General features: G+C 32.0%; 19 protein-coding genes and 1 tRNA gene. 15 read left to right on the forward strand and 5 right to left on the reverse strand.

Annotation, left to right across the window (positions count from 1 at the left end; translation table 11 throughout):
• Positions 1–23: 23 nt before the first annotated feature.
• Both rnfB and nadE read left to right on the forward strand, forming a co-directional pair.
• Positions 24–833, forward strand: coding sequence for an RnfABCDGE type electron transport complex subunit B (rnfB, locus tag G9F71_RS07915; RefSeq protein WP_164949014.1), 810 nt, complete (start codon positions 24–26; stop codon positions 831–833).
• 76 nt (positions 834–909) lie between these two features.
• Complete coding sequence (gene nadE / locus G9F71_RS07920) at positions 910–1713, forward strand: NAD(+) synthase (RefSeq protein ID WP_164948719.1); 804 nt, start codon at positions 910–912, stop codon at positions 1711–1713.
• Between the two features lie 70 nt (positions 1714–1783).
• On the opposite strand, the gene G9F71_RS07925 is transcribed toward nadE, so the two are convergent.
• Positions 1784–3418, reverse strand: a complete 1635-nt coding sequence (locus G9F71_RS07925) for a HEAT repeat domain-containing protein (protein WP_164948720.1) — start codon at positions 3416–3418, stop codon at positions 1784–1786.
• 499 nt (positions 3419–3917) lie between these two features.
• Here G9F71_RS07925 and G9F71_RS07930 point away from each other — a divergent pair, with 499 nt between their 5' ends.
• The 8 genes from G9F71_RS07930 to G9F71_RS07965 all read left to right on the forward strand — a co-directional run bounded on the left by G9F71_RS07930 (position 3918) and on the right by G9F71_RS07965 (position 12129).
• Complete coding sequence (locus tag G9F71_RS07930; RefSeq protein WP_164948721.1) at positions 3918–4478, forward strand: nitroreductase family protein; 561 nt, start codon at positions 3918–3920, stop codon at positions 4476–4478.
• A gap of 188 nt (positions 4479–4666) precedes the next feature.
• Positions 4667–4743 (forward strand) — tRNA-Lys (locus tag G9F71_RS07935).
• A gap of 348 nt (positions 4744–5091) precedes the next feature.
• Positions 5092–5280 carry a hypothetical protein gene (locus G9F71_RS07940; RefSeq protein ID WP_164948722.1) on the forward strand — a complete coding sequence of 63 codons (189 nt, stop codon included), beginning with the start codon at positions 5092–5094 and terminating at the stop codon, positions 5278–5280.
• 119 nt (positions 5281–5399) lie between these two features.
• On the forward strand, positions 5400–7631 hold the full coding sequence (locus G9F71_RS07945) for a flotillin family protein (RefSeq protein ID WP_164948723.1): 2232 nt from the start codon (positions 5400–5402) through the stop codon (positions 7629–7631).
• 189 nt (positions 7632–7820) lie between these two features.
• Positions 7821–8297: a complex I 24 kDa subunit family protein gene (locus tag G9F71_RS07950; protein ID WP_164948724.1), complete on the forward strand. Its 477-nt coding sequence runs from the start codon at positions 7821–7823 to the stop codon at positions 8295–8297.
• A gap of 1 nt (position 8298) precedes the next feature.
• A complete protein-coding gene (nuoF, locus tag G9F71_RS07955) occupies positions 8299–10173 on the forward strand; it encodes an NADH-quinone oxidoreductase subunit NuoF (protein WP_164948725.1) in 1875 nt (624 codons plus the stop codon).
• A 4-nt stretch (positions 10174–10177) separates the two neighbouring features.
• On the forward strand, positions 10178–11866 hold the full coding sequence (locus G9F71_RS07960; protein ID WP_164948726.1) for a [FeFe] hydrogenase, group A: 1689 nt from the start codon (positions 10178–10180) through the stop codon (positions 11864–11866).
• A gap of 5 nt (positions 11867–11871) precedes the next feature.
• Entirely contained in the window at positions 11872–12129 is a 258-nt protein-coding gene (locus tag G9F71_RS07965) for a (2Fe-2S) ferredoxin domain-containing protein (RefSeq protein ID WP_187353453.1), read from the forward strand.
• A 108-nt stretch (positions 12130–12237) separates the two neighbouring features.
• On the opposite strand, the gene G9F71_RS07970 is transcribed toward G9F71_RS07965, so the two are convergent.
• Both G9F71_RS07970 and G9F71_RS07975 read right to left on the reverse strand, forming a co-directional pair.
• Positions 12238–12852, reverse strand: coding sequence for an NUDIX hydrolase (locus tag G9F71_RS07970; protein ID WP_164948727.1), 615 nt, complete (start codon positions 12850–12852; stop codon positions 12238–12240).
• Between the two features lie 34 nt (positions 12853–12886).
• A complete protein-coding gene (locus G9F71_RS07975; protein ID WP_124997774.1) occupies positions 12887–13171 on the reverse strand; it encodes a hypothetical protein in 285 nt (94 codons plus the stop codon).
• Positions 13172–13375: 204 nt separating this feature from the next.
• Here G9F71_RS07975 and G9F71_RS07980 point away from each other — a divergent pair, with 204 nt between their 5' ends.
• Positions 13376–13768: a hypothetical protein gene (locus tag G9F71_RS07980; RefSeq protein WP_164948728.1), complete on the forward strand. Its 393-nt coding sequence runs from the start codon at positions 13376–13378 to the stop codon at positions 13766–13768.
• Between the two features lie 183 nt (positions 13769–13951).
• On the opposite strand, the gene G9F71_RS07985 is transcribed toward G9F71_RS07980, so the two are convergent.
• Together G9F71_RS07985 and G9F71_RS07990 are read right to left on the reverse strand one after the other, a co-directional pair.
• On the reverse strand, positions 13952–14185 hold the full coding sequence (locus tag G9F71_RS07985) for a Spo0E family sporulation regulatory protein-aspartic acid phosphatase (protein ID WP_164948729.1): 234 nt from the start codon (positions 14183–14185) through the stop codon (positions 13952–13954).
• Between the two features lie 152 nt (positions 14186–14337).
• Entirely contained in the window at positions 14338–14670 is a 333-nt protein-coding gene (locus G9F71_RS07990; protein ID WP_224626258.1) for a helix-turn-helix domain-containing protein, read from the reverse strand.
• 317 nt (positions 14671–14987) lie between these two features.
• Here G9F71_RS07990 and G9F71_RS07995 point away from each other — a divergent pair, with 317 nt between their 5' ends.
• From G9F71_RS07995 to G9F71_RS08010, 4 genes are all read left to right on the forward strand, one after another.
• Positions 14988–15932: a chitosanase gene (locus G9F71_RS07995; protein ID WP_164948730.1), complete on the forward strand. Its 945-nt coding sequence runs from the start codon at positions 14988–14990 to the stop codon at positions 15930–15932.
• Between the two features lie 256 nt (positions 15933–16188).
• A complete protein-coding gene (locus G9F71_RS08000) occupies positions 16189–18201 on the forward strand; it encodes a methyl-accepting chemotaxis protein (protein WP_164948731.1) in 2013 nt (670 codons plus the stop codon).
• Between the two features lie 77 nt (positions 18202–18278).
• Positions 18279–18905: an HD domain-containing protein gene (locus G9F71_RS08005; protein WP_164948732.1), complete on the forward strand. Its 627-nt coding sequence runs from the start codon at positions 18279–18281 to the stop codon at positions 18903–18905.
• A gap of 212 nt (positions 18906–19117) precedes the next feature.
• A complete protein-coding gene (locus tag G9F71_RS08010) occupies positions 19118–22162 on the forward strand; it encodes an insulinase family protein (RefSeq protein WP_164948733.1) in 3045 nt (1014 codons plus the stop codon).
• Positions 22163–22358 lie beyond the last annotated feature (196 nt).

Below are 22358 nucleotides of genomic sequence, written 5' to 3' on the forward strand. Positions count from 1 at the left end.
GCTGAGAAATTAATATGAGTAATATGAGTATTGCAATTGCGGTTTTAGTTGTAATGACATCAGTTGGACTAGTGTTTGGTTTGATTTTGGCGGTTGCCAATAAAAAATTCGCCATTGAGGTAAATCCCTTGATTCATATTGTTGAAGATATATTACCAAAAGGTCAATGCGGAGCCTGTGGATATGCTGGTTGTATGGCCTATGCAGAAGCTGTGGTTATAAATCCAGATGTGCAGCCAAATCTTTGCATTCCAGGTAAATCGGCTGTTGCAAAAATGGTAGGGGAATTAACTGGTAAAGCAGCATTAGAAATGGAACCAAGAGTGGCTTTTGTAAAATGTGCTGGTAATCAAGATAAAGCTATTAAAGCTTATAAATACGAGGGCGTACAAGAGTGTGTTGCTGCAACGCTACTACAGGGAGGACATAAGGGATGTCAATATGGTTGCCTTGGTTTTGGAACCTGTGTTAGAAGTTGTCCATTTGATGCAATGACAATGAGTGAAGATGGACTACCAATTATTAACAGTAAAAAATGTACAGGTTGTGGAAAATGTGAAATAGTTTGCCCGAAAAAAGTTATTGAATTGGTTCCCATTGGAGTTCCTATAGCTGTGAATTGTAATTCAAAAGACAAAGGTGCTATAGTACGTAAAGTCTGCAGCGTAGGCTGTATTGGGTGTGGAATTTGTGTTAAGAATTGTCAACATGGTGCAATAAAAATTGAGAATAATATAGCTATAGTAGATAGTAAGATTTGTGTTTCAGAGTGTAGTGAATCAACTTGCTTACATAAATGCCCAACGGGAGCAATTTCAAAATTTAGTCAGTGACCTATGTTAAATTTATGGGAGAAATAGCATATTGTGTGTTACAATATACTTACAAACAAATTTAAGGAGGCACGATATGAACAAAATTAAACAACAACAAATAATGAATGAAATTGGTATACCCTGTCCTCTTGAAAATGAATCAGATCAGAAGTATGCAATTAGAATGATAGAAGAAGCTTGCACTTTCTTAAAAAACTATGCAAAGCATACTGGCAAAAAGGGTTATGTTTGTCATCTTTCAGGGGGGGTAGATACCTTTGTTACAAGTATGCTTATTAAAAAAGCAGGACTATATTTAATAAATTTATCTCTTCCTTTTGGGATTAAACCAGATATGGCTGATGTACAACTTGCAAAAAATATTATAAAACCAGATGTATTTAAAACTTACGATATAATGGGTCCTGTAATTGAATCTATTGAGCTACTTCGTGATTTACCACCTTCGAAGGTAGATATAGGAAATACAAAAGCTAGAATAAGAATGACTGTAGTATATAGAGTAGCTGAAGTATATGATGTTTTAGTTGCTGGAGCAACAAATGTATCTGAGCTAACCCTCGGAATGGTAACTAAATATGGTGACGATGCATCAGATATACAACCAATTGCTGGATTGTCAAAAGGCATAATTTACGAAATGGCGAAAATATTTGGTGCGCCTCAATCTATAATTGATAAAATGTCTACCACTGGTACCTGGGATAATGAAGCCAATCAAAAAGAAGTAACAGAAATAAATCACCAGGTTTGCATGTATTTAAGGGGAGATGACATTTCAGAACAATACGAGAATGAAATAGTGGATTTGTATACAAGGTCTGAACATAAAAGACATTCACCAGTGACACCAAAAGATGCCTGGTGGTTTGAATAAATTTATAAAAGAAATAGGTCACCTAATAGCTAGGTGACCTATTTCTTTTATGTTTTTTTTGAACTGTTATTTATTTGACTTTTAATACGAATATATGTGGCGTAAGTCTACCACTTTCAATTTTTATCTCTTGAAGAAGTTCAAGCTCTTCATTATCTACTAGAACTTCCCTAAATAATTGTTTTTCTATTGTATAAACGAAGGCCATTCCACCTGAGACTACAAGGCTAGGAATTTTTTTTACAAATTCACTATAAAGCTCCGCATATTTGTTATGGGTGGCGGACTTATTGTCAAAAGGCATATTTGTTATAAGCTCATCAAAAAGGTAGGTAGTAGAAAAATCTAATATATCTTCATCTATTAAATCTATATTCACATTAGCTAATTTAGAATTTACTGTTGCAGCTGAAATAGCTGTTCTATATATATCCACGCCTGTTAAAGATTCTACCTCAGCGAGTTTAGCTCTTTCAATAAGCATTGTGCCAGTGCCACAAAAAGGGTCTATAACTCTCGCACTAGGTTTTAACCATTTTTCTAAAGATTTCACTACAATAGCTGCAGTTACTGGATTTATAGAGGTAGCTATTTCATTTTTTCTATAGTCAAATCTATTATCTGCAAAGGAATATAGTTTTATAAATACACTGCAGAGATTATTTCTTTCAACTATTCGAATTTCGACTTCATAGGAGGAGGGGCTATTTTTTAAACCTCCACAGGAAATTTCATCTAGTTCTCTTGATAAGTTTTTTACAAACTCTGAACGTTCGCGACTGGCATCCATAGTTTTAAATTCAACTCTGTACCAAAAAGGAGAATTAGAATCACATTCATGACACTGATTTAAGAAATCAACAACATTTGCATCTATAATTGCAGCCGCTATTACCTTATAATCAAATTGCAGCTCTTCACACTCATCTAGTGGAAATAAAAGTTCATAAAAGGTTCTGCAGGTGTAAACCTGATCTATATCATTCTCATAAATAAGAATACCATCATCTACAAGTCTACCGTCTATAGATTTTTCTTCAAGTTCCTTTAAAGTATTTTGATACTGATAATTCATAACTGTGAGTATCATAGGTACTGCATTTTCAAATTCTTTAAATCCTTTAAATTCATGGCGTACAGGAGGGGATAATTTATCTATGGCCCTTGTAAGTGCAAGTTTTTCCTCATTAATATGTTTATTAGTTGTTATTAGTGAGTTATCCTCTCTGCAAGCTTTTTCATTCATTACTACATCTTCAAACATTTTTTTTAATTTTTCTGCATCAAGAATGCTACCGCAGTTTCCTATGGCAAGTACATAAGAATATCTTACAAATAGTTTATCCTCGGAGTTATAGGCATTATATAGTGCTTCTAAATATGCAGGATCTCCTAGTTCTCCAATAACACCACATACATTCTTTCTAACTTTCGGATCTGAATGTGAAAGAAGATCGCTAAGTTTTTCTTTGGAATTACCAATGGTTCTTTTGAACATGCCCTTTGGTTTTTCTTTTTTTAAAATATCCCTCATAACAGAAAGAATTGCCCTTGGGTCCTCTTCAGTTATTATTTTTGACCATAACATTGGAATTGCATTATTATAATCTAAGGAAAGTTTATTTACTATTGCAGATCTCTGTTTATCATCTGCGGTTTTTAGACTCTCTAAGAGAGCTGTAACTGTATCATTTATTTCTATCATTTGTTTTCCCTCCTGTAGTTCTCTGAGGTACAAAACAATTATTAATTGTTTTGCCTCCTGTAGTTCGCTGGGGCACAAAACAATTATTAGTTGTTTTGCCTCTTATGTTTTAATTTAATAACTTTAATTATACCTTATATTTTGTGGTAATGGGGGGATATTAGTGTTTTATCTGTTTTTATTATAAGCATAAAAATTATCATTAATAATAGATGAAAATCTCTACCACTATTTTCATCTATTATATAAGTATTATTATATATAAGTCATACCTATTTTATTATATATTTTGATTTCTTAGCAAAACAAAGTTCTCACTATATTTTTAAATAATTAACTATAGCTTTTTAAATAGGTTGAAATTACTACATTATAATATATATATTATAAGCTTAGTATTATATTGGTGACTATGAGTTTTAAAAGTGCGTACTTACATTAAAGCAATATAGTAGTATAATCATAGATATTCAAAAATAAGAAGACGGAGGAGTTTAATATGAATGAAACTTTAAAAAATATAAGAAATAGAAGAAGTACTAGGGCTTTTTTACCAGAGCAGCTTAATGATACAGATGTGCAAGATATAGTAGAGGCAGGCATTTATTCACCAAGTGCTACAAATAAGCAACCATGGCATTTTACAGTAATACAAAGAAAAGATATTATAGACAGATTAAATGACGCTTTTAAAGATATTGCAAGTAAATCGGATAATGAATATATTAGAAGGTTTGCTGATAATGAAAAATTCCATGTGTTTTACAATGCACCAACAGTTGTATTGGTATCTGGAGACAAAAACAATGCGGCCGCTTCAGTTGATTGTGCAGCAGCAACAGAAAACATGTTTATAGCAGCAGAATCCTTAGAAATTGGTGGCTGTTGGATTGGCCTTATTGCACATTTACTAAATAGTGAAGAAGGCGCAGAATGGGTTAAGGAACTTGAAATACCAGAGGGTTTTAGACAAATACATGCATTGTGCCTGGGATATAAAAAAATTCAGGTAACTAATGCACCAAAAAGGAAAGAAAACACAGTAAATTACATAAAATAACAATAAATCCAGCAGAATTAAATAATTTTGCTGGATTTTTGTAAATGGGTAATTAAAATTATTGAAGGCCTGGTTTACTCTATATGAAACATAAGTTAAGCTAATAGATAAGTGGGTATCTATTCCTAATTTCTATAGGTATTTACAAATACGGAAAAGTGGTATATACTAAAGAAGTTGATTAACATGCTTCATTAGCTCAGTTGGCTAGAGTACCTGACTCTTAATCAGGGTGCCCAGGGTTCGAATCCCTGATGTAGCACCATCATAAATACAGATATCTCAATTATTTGAGGTATCTGTTATTTTTTTAATTTTTATTAAATAGAGTTTCAAGTTTGTCCGCTGATACTTTATCTGACCGCTGGTGGTAACTCTTCTAAATAAGCAATTAGACAACTATTAATATGTGCTTAGAGCATATTGACATAAAACTTCATAAATGTATAATATGTGCTGAGAGCATGCTACAACTTGTTTTTACGTATATAGCATAATAATAAATTTATAATGTGCATTAAATAGTTTTAGTTTAATAAAGAAGCTTTTCACAAGGAAGTTTACAATACTGCTAATTGCTTTTATTTAAAAAGATAATAATAGGAGCTGACTTTTGTGGACAATCATGATACCTAACCTAGATAGTCCATTATATATTGGCTTACTTGTTATAGATAAAGCCATTATAGGAAGTGATGTTATCATAAGATGTAACTCATATATTGATAATGGTGATGATATTATTGTTATAGAAAATGGAAGTGAAATTAAAGCTGACCTAAAGGCAGTCAATAAATTATAATAAGATTTCTGAACTAAATATAAATGCATATGAGTTATAATAGTGCAATATTTGTGATATAATCAATTCGTGACAGTATTTATAAAACAAAACATAAATTGTAAGGGGGAGAAAAAATCATGGATTCGTACACATTTTTAATTATACCAGGCATAGTGTTAGTATCAATATTCTTAATTGCTTATGGCATAGGGTTTACAAGCATAGGAACGGATGAAGTAGGTATTGTGGAGAAGTGGTGGAGTATGAGTGGTTCAGTGCCTTCAGACGGGTTAATAGCACTTAAAGGAGAAGCGGGTTATCAACCAGAAGTACTAAGGGCTGGTGTTCACTTTAAAACGCCATTTAAGTACAAGGTTAAAAAGGTAAGACTGGTAACTATACCACAAGGTCAAATAGCTTATGTATTTTCAAGGTCAGGAGAAAGCTTAGGAGATGGTCAAACACTAGGTAAGGTCATACCAGAATGTAAATCATTCCAAGATGTTGTAGCATTTTTAGACAATGATGGGCAAAAGGGACCACAGAGACAGATTCTTCGTGAGGGTACGTATGCATTTAACTTAGCACAATTTATTATAATCACGAAAGACAAGGTACATTCAATATTTACTTCAAAGGATGAGACAGCACAAATAGAAACAATGCGAAGTGATTTATCTAGAGTAGCTGGATTTAGTCCTGTACTTATATCAAGTTCAAAGGCCTCTGAGCAAATTACCCAGCAGGACGATGGTAGTGAAATGCCAGTTGCTTATAACAAAATAGGTAGCAATTCAGGTAGTCGCGATACTATAGGTATTGTAACTATTAACGAGGGACCAACACCTGACAATGGAGCGATTATAGCACCTATTGTTGGTGATGGTATAAATAATGAGTTCTATCATAATAATTTTCAAGAACCAGAAAAATTCTTAGCTGCAAATGGTAGAAAAGGTAAGCAGATGCAAGTACTTACGGATGGAGTTTACTTCATTAATAGAATGTTTGCAAGTGTGGATATAGTACCTAAAAGTATAATAGATATCGGTTATGTAGGAGTTGTAGTAAGTTATTTTGGTGATAAAGGTGAAGATGTTTCAGGTACAGGGTACTCTCATGGAGAACTTGTAGAACAAGGTAAAAAGGGTATTTGGAGAGATTCCATGATGCCAGGAAAGTATGCATTTAATACTTATGCTGGTAAAGTTATGCCAGTTCCTACTACTAATGTAATATTAAAATGGATTACTGGTCAAAGTGGGGTACACAAGTTAGATGACAATTTAAAAGAAATTAGTTTAATAACTAAAGATGCCTTTGAGCCAAATCTACCTTTAACAGTAGTATTTAATATTGATTATAGAAAAGCTTCATCAGTTATACAAAGGTTTGGGGATATTAAAATGCTAATTGAGCAATCCCTTGACCCAATGATAGCTGGTTACTTTAAGAATATTGGGCAAACGAAAACTCTTATTGAACTAGTTCAAGACAGAAGTCAGATTCAACAACAAGCGGCAGATGAAATGAAAGAGAAGTTTAAACTTTATGATTTGGAGCTACAAGAAGTACTAATTGGAACACCAGCTGCTTCATCTAGTGATACAAGAATTGATAAAATTCTTGCTCAGCTTAGAGATAGGCAAGTGGCTATGGAAGAGATTAAGACTAATGAAGCTAAGCAAAAATCTGCTGAAAAGCAAAGAGAATTAAATGAAGCCCAAGCAAAAGCAATGGCGCAATCAGCACTTACTCAATCAAGTATTGATATAGAGGTAGCTGATAATAAAGGTAAATCAGAATTAAGACTTGCAGAACAGTTAGCCTTCAAAACTCAGAAACTTGCTGAAGCAGACAAGTATAAGAGAACTCAAGAAGCGGATGCTGAAAGATACACTAGAGAAGCGCAAGCTGCAGCACAAGCGAAAACTATAGAATTAACAGCTACGGCAAATGCTAAGCAAGTAGAATTACAAGCAAGTGCAGAAGCATTCAAACTTGAAAAAGTAGGTAATGCAACAGCGCTTAATATTAAAGCAGTTGCAGATGCTACAGCTGAGCAAGAAACAAAGGTAGGTATTGCAAAGGGAGCAGCAGCAAGGGCTTTAGTTGATGCATATGGTGGCCCAGAGTTACAAGTACAACAAAGTGTCATGATAGCATTTGCAGAGGCATTAAAGATAAGCAAGTCTCCACTTGTACCACAAACTGTAATAATGGGTGGTACTGATGGAAAAACACCTAACGCAATGGAAGGAATAATGAGTATGGTGCTAGCAAATATGGCAAGTGAAAAAAATTCAATAGTATCAAAGCCTATAGAAAATATAATTGTTAAAGAGGTAATAAAACCAGAAAGTGATTAAAATAAAAAAAACCAGTAGAATAATATTCTGCTGGTTTTTTTATGTCACTTGCAACCTGGGTGGTACAACTTCCTACAAGTTTTTATTCAAAAGTTACATAAGTGTGAATTTTATTATTGCAATATTCCAAAGATTATTATAATATATAATTATCGGAATAAATTAACAATATTTACAGGGGGAATTATAATGAATAAAACCTTTGATTATAGTAAGTTGGATAGCATATTAACCAATCATGAATTTAAATCCTGCAATATTATTGCAATATTACAGGATACGCAAGAAATCTATAGGTATTTACCTAAGGAAATATTTGCATATCTGTCAGAAAAACTTGGAATGAGCAGAGCTAAAATATATAGTGTAGCAACTTTTTATGACAATTTTTCTTTAGAACCTAAAGGTAAGTATGTTATAAAAATATGTGACGGGACAGCCTGTCATGTAAGGAAGTCCATTCCTATATTAAATAAGCTAAGGGATGAATTAGGGCTTTCCGAGTCTAAGATTACAACGGATGATTTAGTGTTTACTGTAGAAACAGTATCATGTCTAGGTGCCTGTGGGCTTGCACCGGTTATAACAGTTAATGAAAAGGTACATGGTGCTATGACTCCAGAAAAAGCAAAATTGCTTTTAAACACACTTAAGGAGGAGAAATAATATGCTTCTTAACAGAAATGATTTAATTGATATTAGAAATGAGTATAAAGATAGTCTTGATATGCAAAAGAAAAAAATCCTTATATGTGCTGGTACTGGATGCATTGCAGGTGGTGCCTTGGAGATTTATGATGAACTTGTTAGGCTAATGGAAGAGAAGGGAGTAAATTGTGCAATAAGTCTTGAAAAAGAACCACATGATGAATCAGTTGGGATCAAAAAAAGTGGATGTCATGGATTTTGCGAAATGGGTCCTCTTGTAAGAATTGAGCCTTGGGGATATTTATATATAAAAGTAAAACCTGAAGATTGCGCGGATATCATAGAAAAAACTATACTTAATAATGAATGTGTGGAGAGGCTTGCATATACGAAAGACGGAAAAATACATAAAAAACAAGAGGAAATACCTTTTTATAAAAAACAAACTAGAATTGCTCTTGAACATTGTGGACATATTGATGCTACTTCCATAGAAGAATATTTTGCACTAGGTGGATATAGCGCAGTGGAAAAAGCATTATTCGATATGAATTCTGAGGATATTATTAAACAAATCGAAGAGTCAAATTTAAGAGGGCGTGGAGGCGGTGGTTTTCCTGCAGGGCGTAAGTGGTCTCAGGTAAAACTTCAAAAGGAACCTACAAAATATATTGTGTGCAATGGTGACGAAGGTGATCCAGGGGCATTCATGGACAGAAGTGTAATGGAGGGAGACCCTCATAGAGTACTTGAAGGAATGATTATTGCAGCAGTTGCCTGTGGTGCGCAGGAAGGATATATATATGTGAGAGCCGAGTATCCTCTGGCTGTAAATAGGCTTAAAAATGCTATTAGCCAGGCGAGAAATTATGGAATTTTAGGTGATAATATTCTTGGAACAAGCTTTAGCTTTGATATTAAAATCAACAGAGGAGCAGGTGCCTTTGTATGTGGTGAGGGAAGTGCTCTTACAGCTTCGATTGAAGGCAAAAGAGGTATGCCAAGAGTAAAACCACCAAGAACAGTTGAACAAGGACTTTTTGGCAAGCCAACAGTACTTAATAATGTTGAAACCTTTGCTAATGTGCCTTCTATAATTACTAGAGGGGCTCAGTGGTATAAAACTATTGGAACGGAGAAAAGTCCAGGAACAAAAGCCTTTGCATTAACAGGTAATATTGAAAACACGGGACTTATTGAGGTACCAATGGGTACAACTTTAAGAGAAATAATATTCGATATAGGTGGAGGAATCAAAAATGGCAAAAAGTTTAAGGCGGTACAAATAGGAGGTCCATCTGGTGGCTGTCTTATTAGCACAAATCTTGATTTGCCACTAGATTTTGATTCGTTAAAAAAAGTAGGAGCAATGATAGGCTCAGGTGGTCTTGTGGTTATGGATGAAGATACCTGTATGGTTGAGGTTGCAAAGTTTTTTATGAATTTTACACAAAATGAATCTTGTGGTAAGTGTGTTCCCTGTCGTGAGGGTACTAAAAGAATGCTAGAAATTCTTGAAAGAATCGTCTCAGGTAAGGGAGTGCTCTCCGATATAGACTTGTTACTAGAACTTGCGGATACTATAACAGCAACAGCGCTATGTGGCCTTGGAAAAACAGCTGCATTACCAGTTGTTAGTACTATTAAAAATTTCCGTGAGGAGTATGAAATGCATATAATTCAAAAGAAATGTCCTTCAAAAACCTGTGTTAAGCTTAAAACAATATTTATTGAGGCTGAACTTTGCAAAGGTTGCTCAAAGTGTGCAAGAATTTGCCCAGTTAACGCAATTTCAGGCAAGATAAAAGAGCCTTTTAAAATTGATCAAAATAAGTGTATTAAGTGTGGTGCTTGTATTGAAGCCTGTTCATTTAAAGCTATAAAGGAGGATTAAGACAATGAATGGAGAGTTTATGATTATAGATGATATACCTGTAGAGATAAATGGAGAAAAAAATATTCTTGAATTAGTTAGAAAAGCTGGTATAGATTTACCCACTTTTTGTTATTATTCTGAGCTTTCAGTCTATGGTGCTTGCCGTATGTGTATGGTAGAAAACAAATGGGGAGATATGGAAGCATCATGCTCTACTCCTCCAAGAGCGGGTATGGAAATACACACTAATACTCCAAGACTTAGAAAATATAGAAAAATGAATCTTGAACTATTACTTTCAAATCATTGTAGAGATTGTACTACCTGTGAAAAAAATGGTCATTGTAAGCTTCAAGATTTATCACAACGCTTTGGAATTAAGCAAGTAAGATTTAATAATACTTCTGAAGAAAGACAAATAGACAATTCATCTGCATGTATTGTACGGGATAAAAGTAAGTGTATCTTATGTGGTGATTGTGTTAGAGTTTGTGAAGAAGTACAAAATATCGGAGCTATTGATTTTGTTAAAAGAGGTTCGAAAATGACTGTAACTACTGCTTTTGATGAGCCTATAGCAGATTCCAATTGTGTTGGCTGCGGCCAGTGTGCGGCGGTCTGTCCTACAGGGGCCATTGTAGTGAAAAATGATACAGCGAGACTTTGGGAAGACATTAGTGATAAGGATACAAAGGTTGTAGTTCAGATTGCTCCTGCAGTACGAGTGGGAATTAGCCAGGAACTGGGACAAAAAGATGGCGAAAATGTAATGGGTAAAATAGTAAGTTCTCTTAGGAAAATGGGCTTTGATGAAGTGTTTGATACTTCCACAGGAGCGGATCTTACAGTACTCGAGGAAACCACAGAGTTTCTTTCAAGACTTGAAAAAAATGAGAAATTACCACTATTTACATCTTGCTGCCCTGCTTGGGTAAGTTATGTAGAAAATACTTATCCAAGTTTAATGAAGAATGTTTCTACCTGTCGTTCACCTATGCAAATGTTTTCTTCAGTACTAAAGGAACACTACAAACATTCTAATAAAAGAGTTGTATCTGTGGCAATTATGCCTTGTACAGCAAAAAAATCCGAAGCAAAAAGAGATGAGTTTACAGAGAATGGAGTTTCCAGTGTAGATTATGTAATAACTACACGAGAGCTTATCCAAATGATAAAAGAATCAGGAATTGTATTCTCAGAGGTAGAGCCTGAGGCAGTTGATATGCCATTTGGTGTTAGTAGTGGAGCTGGAGTTATATTTGGGGTAACAGGTGGAGTTACTGAGGCTGTAATACGTAGAGTCTTAGATGATAAATCAACTTCCACATTACGCGCTCTTGCTTTTAATGGCGTACGTGGTATGGCGGGAGTTAAAGAAACTAGTATCACTGTGGATAACCGTGTAATAAATATAGCAGTAGTAAGTGGACTTAAAAATGCTGATGAGCTTATAAAAAGAATCCAATCAGGTGCTGCTCATTATGATTTCATTGAGGTTATGGCATGTCCAGGTGGATGTATTTCTGGCGCAGGACAACCATTTGCAAAAGCTGAGGGCAAATTAAAACGTGGTGCTGGACTATATGAAGCAGACAGAATGAGTAGCATAAAGCGTTCAGAGGAAAACCCAGTAATGATGTCATTGTATCAAGGACTTCTAAAAGGTAAGGTTCACAAGCTGTTACATGTAGATTACAAAGGGAAGGAGTGATTTTTGTGATAGATTTAAGTGTTTGTGTAGGTAGTGCATGCCATATCAAAGGATCCTACAATGTTATTAATAACTTTCAGCAAATTATTGAAGAATATAACCTGGCAGACAAGGTACAACTAAAAGCAATTTTCTGCTTAGGCCATTGTACAAAGGGAGTATCTGTAAAAATAGATGACGGTGAAGTTTATAGTGTTTCAGGAGCTACTTCTAGAAAGTTTTTTGAAACAGAGATATTACCAAAATTAGTAATAAAAAAATGATTTAATAGAAGAAAAAAAGACTATCAGAATAAATTAATATTCTGATAGTCTTTTTAGTATTATTTAGGAATGTGAAGTTATAAATAATTTAAAACCAGGGTATAACATCTAACCTATAAAGTTTTGTATGGCAAGAAGTGCTTTAATATCTATTTTTTCCTTGGAAGTAATCAGATTTTTAGCTTCTTGCTTTGATAATAGCATAATCTCAATATCCTCATCTGGTTCTAAATAAGCTTTTGATATTTCGCCAAGGCAAGTGCAATAAACTAATGCTGCAGATTCATCTGTCATACCAGTTGATATGTATGCCTTAGATTTGGTCTTATTATAATCAATTTGAATTAAATCAAGTCCTGTTTCTTCTTTTAGTTCACGCTTAACTGTAGTTTCAAAGTCCTCACCTGGATCTATAAGGCCAGCAGGGATTTCATAAACATAATCATTAAGAGGAATTCTAAATTGCTTTATAACCACTAATTTATCTTCAGTGGCATGAGTAGCTTTATCTACATAAGTAGCTTTATCTACGTATGTAGCTACTATTATAACAGCATCAATATTGTCTTCTGCTGCATTAAAATAATTGTTTTTTAAGGTATTTAAATCTTTTCTAGAAGCAATGGTCCAATTTCTAGGTTTGCCGTTTTTATTGATATACTCTGCATTATAAAGTTTTAAATACTTTGTATCTGCTAGTGTTGTAATATTTGTTATTGCCATTACATCATCTCCAACCCTACTTCAGTTTATTTAGTTATTCAAAATCTTCTGGTTTTAAATTATTTACATAACCTAAAACTACATCTAGTGAATTAGAGGAGTACATTGCGTCTGTACCACCTTTATGATAATAAACTGCAAAACGATCATTTTTAAAATAGAAGATGTGATAACTTCTAGTGCCTACCTGTCTATGACCTAAGCAACTTTCATCATCTAAAATAAGCTCATTGAGTATTTTGTTTCCAACATTTATGTCTTTTATGACAGCTAAACTGAGAAAACGAGGTTCAAAAGTAAATTCTTTCATCGTGTTCATTTTAATTCCTCCTTTATACAATATATATATAATAATATCACTTTGCAAGAGTAAAAACAAATGGATACTAGCAATATTTGCAACAAATGGGTTTAAGTATTAATAGAAAATAGAATGAGAATTTGTTATAATAGTTATGAAATTTGAAATTGTGAAAAAAACATATATAAATTAATATGGATACAGTTTTTGGAGGCGAAAAAAATGTTTTATTTTGTGAGAGACATAGAAGAAAATGTGATGAACATAAATCATTTACAAGAAATTCCATTTCTAGAAGAAGCTATATATAATATGTCCTTAGAGAAATTGATAAAAGAGTATGAAAATATAAAAAAATGGTTCATGATTAATAAAATGGCTGGCCATTTTCAGCTTAAAGGTGTTGCTGGAGAAGAGTTGGATTTTTTTCTTATAGACAATATTCCTTATGATGATATGGACTATACTCATGATGTTCTGCATAATAGAATTAAACAAAAAATGGGATGCCAATTTGAAGAATATGAATTAAATTTGAAATTAAGATTAAGTAGGACATGCTCAAGAATTTTATTCAATATTAAGATTAGTTCTATTTTAAAAGATTGGACATAGAGTGCATTCCACATGGCAAGTAAAAAACACCTAAGTAAAATTAGTTTATTTATAAACTAAAACAAACCACATATAAATATAATTTAAATCATTTATAAAAAAATGATTTAAAGCGCATAAATGTAGTAATTTACTTTGAAATCATATAAACTTAATAAGGACTAAGACAAAAAAGCATAATTACTATATAGAAAAAGGCATATGTGTTAAAACTTCTATTTCATCTGTATATTTATTTTTTTTAAGTACCATATATTCAACTATAAGCATATCCAGCTTTCTGCTGACAATTAATTTCTCTATACTCATGTCATGTTCATCAAGGGTAGCGCACATTTCATTTAAAACGTCTCTCAATGTATCGATGCAGGTTTTAAGTTTATCTTCAGCTAAAATTCTCATTATGTTTTCATCCATAAACAGCCTCCTAATATATACTAAAAAATTAGTGTATAGTATTATCCATAATTTATTATATATTAAAAAAAGCAAATACATAATATGCTAGCAGCCTATAAATGGAGTTAGCATACTCTGTATTTGCCTTTAAAAAGGGTTATTTATACTTATTACCTTGCAAGGTGTGGTAATAATAACTTTATAAGACTTTCAATTATATTGACTTCCTTTTCTGAACATTTATTAATTAATGAATGCAATACATTATTATTAGTATTTATGTGCGCCTGTTCAAAAAACAAATAGTCAATTGAAATGTGTAAACATTCTGAAATATTTATCAATGTACTAACACTCATTTTTCTTTCCCCTCTTTCAATTTGTCCCAAGAAATAGGGGGAAAGGTTTAAAAGCTCTGCTAATTTTTCTCTGGTCATATCAAATCTTTCTCGTTCCAGCCTTATTCGGTTTCCAATTTCTACGTAATTAATTTCATTATTCATATTACCCACCCTCTATAACCTTATATATTAATAACCCTATACAATTCTACATAAAAACCTGCAATATATAAATAAGCCCACTGCCTACAATTTTTATTTTGCATCAGTAATATTTTCAAATAAATCCCAATTCAGACAAGGTAGATTGACCATTTTATTATGTTATGTGTAATTTTTGTTTTCTTATTCTTGTAGTTTACTCAATTCTTGCTTATGTAATACATTTGATTTTAAAAAAATAAAGTATGTAAAGTTTCTTTTAGTATATACGATATAGATAATGTAGGGAAATAATTTATAAAAAATGGGTGATAGTCATGGCATTATCTACAAATATAATTAACAATGCATTATTAAATCAATATGGAGTGCAAATAAAAAATAATAATAAGATTTCTGATAAAAGTACAAAGAGTTTTGAGGATGAAAAAGCAATGCAAGAATTAGCCTTTCAAACAATGCTTATACAAATAATGGGTAGCTCTGGTAATTCAATGATGGCAGAGGTTATGTCTAGTGCACTATCAAAGCAAGATTCTTTTAATTTAGATGATTCATTAGGTACTATGAGTAATTTTAATTCAATTATGAGAGGTGCCACGCAGTCATTATTAAATTCTGATAACAAAGGTGAAGAAAGTAAATTCAGCGGTTTAGGTAATATATCTGCTAAATATGAATCTAATGGTAATCCGGGGACAATAAGTAATACACCAGGAGATTATGGTGGAAAGTCTTATGGAGCCTTTCAGTTTTCTTCTAAAACAGGGTCTTTAGATTCTTTTGTAAACTCATTGAGTGAAAAAGATAATAAAATTTATTTGAAATTAGCAGGAGCAAAAGCTAAGGATGGTAACAGCTATGGTAAAAACTTCGATACTGCATGGATTAGTATTGCTTTGTCTGATAAAGACAAATTTCTAAAGTTGCAGCAAAATTGTGTGAAAGGAGATTATTATAATACAGCAGCACAAGCTTTAAAGTCAAAATATGGTTTTGATATAAATAAAAAAAGTGATGCATTAAAGGAAAGTTTATTCTCTACAGTAGTTCAGCATGGTGTAGGAGGAACTTTATCTGTGTTCTCAAAATTGAATTTAAATAATAGTGATGGTAATATCATAAATGATTTGTATAATGAACGCAAAAAGGTTGATGTTTATTTTAGAAGTAGTTCGGCGCAGGTAAGACAAAGTGTATACAATAGGTTTACGCAAGAAAAGCAAGATATGCTTAATATGTTAAATGGAAAATCCGTTTAGCAACATTTCAAAAGGTAAGTTAATGTCTAAGTAATAAATGTTATTAATGACCTAAAAATCATATAATTGAAGTTTATAACATTAGGAAAACCAGTAGATTAAATATTCTACTGGTTTTTTAAAATTAATAAGAAATTATACAATATAAGAAAATGCAAAATTATATTCCGAATAATCGTATAATATGTTAATATATACATATTATGTTTCAGATTCGTATTTGATTGAATTGACAGTATATAGGGAGGCTTATAAAATGAAAAGTATTAAAACTAGGATTACCACATTTATATGTTTAATAGTTGTAGGTGTACTCTGCTTTTCTACATTTACAGGGTATTTAATTTCTAATAAATTGATATTAAAGGAAGCTACAAGGAATCTAATAGTAACTAGTGAGAAGTATTCAAGTATAATTGATGGATGGTTAGCACTTCAAGGGAATTTGATGGCAGATACTGTAGGTTCTATAGAATTTAATAGTAATTACAATAACAAACAAATAGTAAATTATTTAAAAACTAGACAAGCAGTAAATTTAGAAAATAGTATAGATGTATATATAGGATATAAAAATAAAGCAGTATTATCTGCTAGTGAATGGGTTCCTGAAGAAGGTTACGATTGTACACAAGCGGATTGGTACAAGGCAGCTTCAGCTAGTGACAAGGTAATATACACCACACCCTATGTTGATAAAGACTCGAAGAAGATGGTTATAACTATTGCCAAAAGCATAAAAAAAGATGGAAAAGTTGTAGGAGTAGCCGCATCAGATATAAGTGTAGCGTATCTTGCAGATATAGTTGGAAATGCAAAACCTATTGATAATAGTTATGCTTTTCTTTTAGATACTGAAAATAATATTATTGTTCATCGTAATAAGGATTTTATAGCAACTGAGAATAAAATTCAAAATTTAGGTGTAATTATGAATGGAAGCTTTAGCAAAATTGTTGCTAATAAAAATGACAAAATTACTGAAGTTAATACTTTGAAGGATTACGATGGAGAAAATAAATATTTTGCTATTACGAGTATTCCATCAACTAAATGGAAAATAGGATTTGCTATTCCTGTTAGTGAATTTAGAAAACCTTTGAGAGTGTTAATAATATCTTTTGGAATTGTAATTTTAATTTCATTGATAATATCTTTTGGGCTAGCATATTTAACAGCTAAAAAACTATCTGACCCCATACTTGATATTTCAGAGATTGTTAAAAAAACTACAAAACTTGATTTAGCCTATGATGAAAAAAACGAAAGACTATTAAAACACAAGGATGAAATAGGCATCATGGCAAAAGCTGTAACAGAGCTAAGAAACTCTCTAAGGCAAATAAGTTCAGCCATTAAAGAGAGTTCGGGAGAAGTTATTGAGGCTTCTAATAATTTATCAAAGGCTACAAATAAAAGCACTCAAACCATAAATGAAATTTCACAAACTGTAGATAATTTGGCAGAGGGAACTTCGCAGCAGGCTAGCAATGCAATGATTGCAACTGAAAAGCTTGAAAGTTTTGCACTAGAAATTGATAATGCTGTCCACAGTGCTAATTTAGTTAAAGAATATTGGGATAAAACAGATGATATAAATAGTAAGGGCATAAAATCCATGGAATTACTTGCGCATAAGTTTAAGGAAAGTGATGAAGCCATAGGTGAACTGGAAACCAATATAAATCTTCTTTCTAATAAATCAAGCTTTATTGGGAAAATTATAAATACTATACAAGCTATAGCAGAACAGACTAATTTACTTGCACTAAATGCAGCTATAGAAGCTGCAAGGGCTGGAGAAAGTGGAAAAGGATTTTCAGTAGTAGCTGATGAAGTTAGAAAATTAGCTGAGCAAACAGCTAATTCAACTAATGAAATAAGTGGGTTAGTAGAAGAAATTCAAAATGAAATAAGGGATACTAAAGCTAATATGGATAATGCTACAAACATAAACATTGAAGCCAATAAAGCTATGGAGGGAGCAGAAAATGCATTTACCTATATTAAGTCATCTATTAAGGATACCGTAATACAAATAAATGAACTTAACAATAATATTAGAACAGTAAATGAAAATAAAAATATAGTTTTAGAAGCTGTACAAGATATTTCTGCTGGTTCAGAAGAATCAGCTAGTGCCACAGAGCAGGTTAGTTCTAGTGTCCAAGAGCAAGCTATGGAAATGGAAAATGTAGCACAAGCATCAGAGCAATTAAAGGTTGTTTCAGAAATACTTGATTTAATGGTAGGAGAATTTAAGTTATAGAGGTGTAAAAACAATAAGTAACGGTATAGTTTTAAGTATAAATATCTACTAATTTTACTATTGGGAGGAGCTTATAAATGAAAGTACCTACTTTAAAACAAGCAACTGAATTTATAAAATATGCTGAGGAAAAGAATCCTGGAGAATGGATAGCACATTCATATAATGTAGCAAAAGCAGCTAAATCTATTGCAAGAGAGTGCCCTGATTTAGATGGGGAGATTGCCTATGTCTTAGGATTACTACATGATATAGGTAGACACGAAGGACGCGTGCAAATGCATCATTCTGTAAGTGGATATGACTTCTTGATGAGCAAAGGCTATGATGATGCTGCTCGCATAGCCCTGACGCATTCATTTACACTACCAGATATTAGAGGGTATGCCGGACAAGTTGATTGCACTGAGGCTGAATTAACTTTTATTAAGGACTATATAAAAAGTACAATTTATAATGATTATGATAAGCTTATTCAGTTATGTGATGCAATTGCTTTGCCAGAGGGCATATGTTTGATGGAAAAAAGATTATTAAACGTAGTTATGAGATATGGTATAAATGATTTGACTTTAATAAAATGGAAAACTCAATTGGGTTTAAGTGACTACTTTAGCAAGAAAATAGGCAAGTCAATTTATAAAGTTTTAGATGGTGTTGTTGAAACTACGTTTGGGTTAAACGCCATAATTACCGATAAGTAACAATACTAAATTTAATTAAGTCTTGTTTCCCATGGTTTCTCAAACATAAAGTAGGTATAATTATGGGATTTTAATATAAGTAAAAAAACGGTATACTAGAACACCAATGGATATATACTAGTTAATGTATTGAATATTAAAAATGAAACATACTAATTATAAGAGAAAAACAATAGTGTTATGAAAAATTTTATATTAGAGGGGGGAACAAAATGAAAAAGTTCACCAAAATAACTTCTATATTATTGACAGCTGGATTACTGATCAATAGCTTCAGTGGTGTTGCACGAGGTGCACAAGTTAAATCCGTAACTGATATATGTGTTAAGCAAGGCTTAGAAATAGGCAAAAGCACATCAGGATTTAAGCTGGAATCTAAAAAATGGATTGAAGATATACAATCTACTGCCATGATATTCAAGCATGTTAAAAGCGGAGCAAAGCTCATTTATTTGCAGAATGAGGATGAAAATAAGGTGTTTTCAATAAATTTCCGCACACCAGTGAATGATAATACTGGTGTTAATCACATTATTGAACACTCAGTTTTATGTGGCTCAGAGAAATATCCTGTTAAAGATCCATTTTTAACTATGGCTAAGCAATCATTGAATACATATATAAATGCTCTTACGGGCACAGATTTTACAATGTATCCAGTGGCAAGTAAGAATGAAAAGGATTTCAATAATTTGATGAGTGTGTATTTGGATGCAGTTTTCTATCCCAATATAGCTAAAGATCCTAGAATACTTAAACAAGAAGGTTGGCATTATGAAGTTAATGGCAAAACAGATGAGCTAAATTATAATGGAATAGTATACAATGAAATGAAAGGTAATTATTCGTCGCCTCAGGTAATACTATCAAATGCTATTAATGGATCACTTTTTACTGATAATTCATATAGTTATGAATCAGGTGGTAACCCAGATAATATTCCTGATCTAACATACAATAAATTTATAGAAACTTATAAAAAATACTATGTTCCATCAAATAGTTCTATATATTTATATGGAAAATTAGATATTGAAAATACTTTAAAATTTATGGATGATAATTATTTAAGTAAACTCAAAAAAACAACTGTAGATAGTGTAATTAAATTACAGAAGCCTTATGAAAGAAAGGTTGAAAAAACAGAACTATATCCAGTAGCTAAAGATGCAGATATCAAAAATATGACTTACCTATCGTCTAATTATATGATGAATAAGGTAAAAGGTGTAGAAGAAGTTTTAGGGTTTCAGATTTTGCAAGGGATCCTTTTGAATGCTGAAGCTTCACCTTTAAAGAAGGCATTAGTAGATGGTGGCATTGGAACCAATGTTTATGGGAGTTTTAATCCATCAACGCAGCAACCAATATTTAGTATATTTGCAAGTAATGCAAATGAAACAGATAAATATAAATTTGAAAATATTATTGATGATACTTTAAAAAAGATAGTGAAAGACGGCTTTGATGAAGAATTAGTAAATTCGGTATTTACTGCTGTAGAATTTGGGTTGCATACTCAAAATTCAGATGCTAATAGAGGCATGAACTATATGGCTAATGCTATGAATTCCTGGAACTATGATATGAGTCCTACGGAATATTTGGAAATAACCCCAGCACTTAATTTAATAAAATCTAAAATGTCGCAGGGGTATTTTGAAAAATTAATTCAAAAATATTTATTAGACAACAAACATAAGTCATTAGTTGTATTAAAACCTTCTAATGGATTAAATGAAAAAAAAGAACAATCCCTAAAAAATAAACTTGCAGAATATAAATCATCATTATCAGAAATTGAGTTAACTAAGATTAAAAAAGACACCCAGGAATTGAAAAAGTGGCAGGACACAGAGGATTCAAAAGAAAATTCATCAAAGTTACCAACTCTTTCTCGAAATGACTTGAATTCAAAAGCAGAAGAAATCCCAACAATAGAAAAATTAGAGGGAGATATAAAAGTATTAAGTCATCCTATATTTACTGATGGCATTATTTATTCTAATATATATTTTGATAGTTCAAAGGTGCCTCAAGACCAAATATTATATTTGAAATTACTTGCTAATGTTTTAGGAAATGTAAGCACTGAAAAATATGACATTATGCAGCTTTCAAATAAAATGATGAAGGATACTGGAGGAATTAGTTTTAATTCAACAGCATTTAAAAATGATACTAATACCAATGGATATGCTCCTAAAATGATTGTTTCAGTAAATGCTATGAATAGTACATTGCCAAAAGCATACGAGCTTTTAGATGAAATAATGAATCATAGTAAATTTGATGATAAGAAGCGAATGAAGGATTTAATTAAAATGGTAAGAAGCAATTATGAATCTATGTTTGTTAATGGAGGTAATAGCCTTGCAATGGAACGTACATTATCTTATTTATCAGATAGTGGTAAGTATAGTGACTTGGGTTATTTACCTTACTATGATTTTATTTGTGATTTAGATGATAACTTTGATGCTAAATTCGAAAAAATGGTAAAAAATTTAAATAGTGTTTCCGATATTGTATTTAACAAAGAGGGGTTAGTGGTAAGTTATACTGGTGATGAAAAAAATTATGATAAATTTACTGATAGTCTTAATTCTTTGGGAAAAAAAATTGAGGATAAAAAATTTCCAAAGCAAGAATACAAATTTGATTTTTCAAAAAAGAATGAGGCTTTTGTAATTCCGTCTCAAGTACAATATGTGGTTAAGGGTGGAAGTCTTAAAAGTGCAGGATACAAATATAATGGAAAGATGAAGGTTATTGAAAATATTTTAAATAGTGATTATTTATGGAAGGAACTTAGAGTAAAAGGTGGTGCCTATGGTGGAGCTATGAATTTTACAAAGGAAGATGTATTATTCTATTCTTATCGTGATCCCAATTTAAAGGAAACTTTAAATACCTTCGATGAAGCTGTAAAATTTTTAAGAAACTTTAAAGCGGATGAAAAAGAAATGACTAATTATATTATAGGGACGATAGGAAGTATGGATGGGTTAACAGGGCCTCATGATAAAGGTGCAATAGGGGATAATATGTATTTTTCAGGCACTACTAAGGAAGAGGTTCAAAAGCTTCGTGATGAAGCATTATCTACTACCCAGGAGGACATAAAAAACTTTGCGAATGTATTAGAAGCTGTAATAAAACAGAATTTGTATTGTGTTGTTGGTAGCGAATCTAAAGTAAATGCAAATAGTGATTTATTTGATAGGATTATAGTTCCTATTAAGAATTCCAAATAACAATACTTGCCTAAATATTACTAGAATTGAATAGTGGTTAGTAAGTAAATAAAAAAATCTAGTTGAATTTTACTAGATTTTTTTATTTTTAGGTGGATTTAAAATGCTCTTTACATTAATTACTAAATCACTGCAAAGCGGCTGTAAAACTAAAGCGAGAATATATTGAGAAATTAATTATGCTACTATAGTATGT

It is taken from the genome of Clostridium sp. FP2 (assembly GCF_011065955.2).
Lineage (GTDB): Bacteria > Bacillota > Clostridia > Clostridiales > Clostridiaceae > Clostridium_AD > Clostridium_AD tagluense.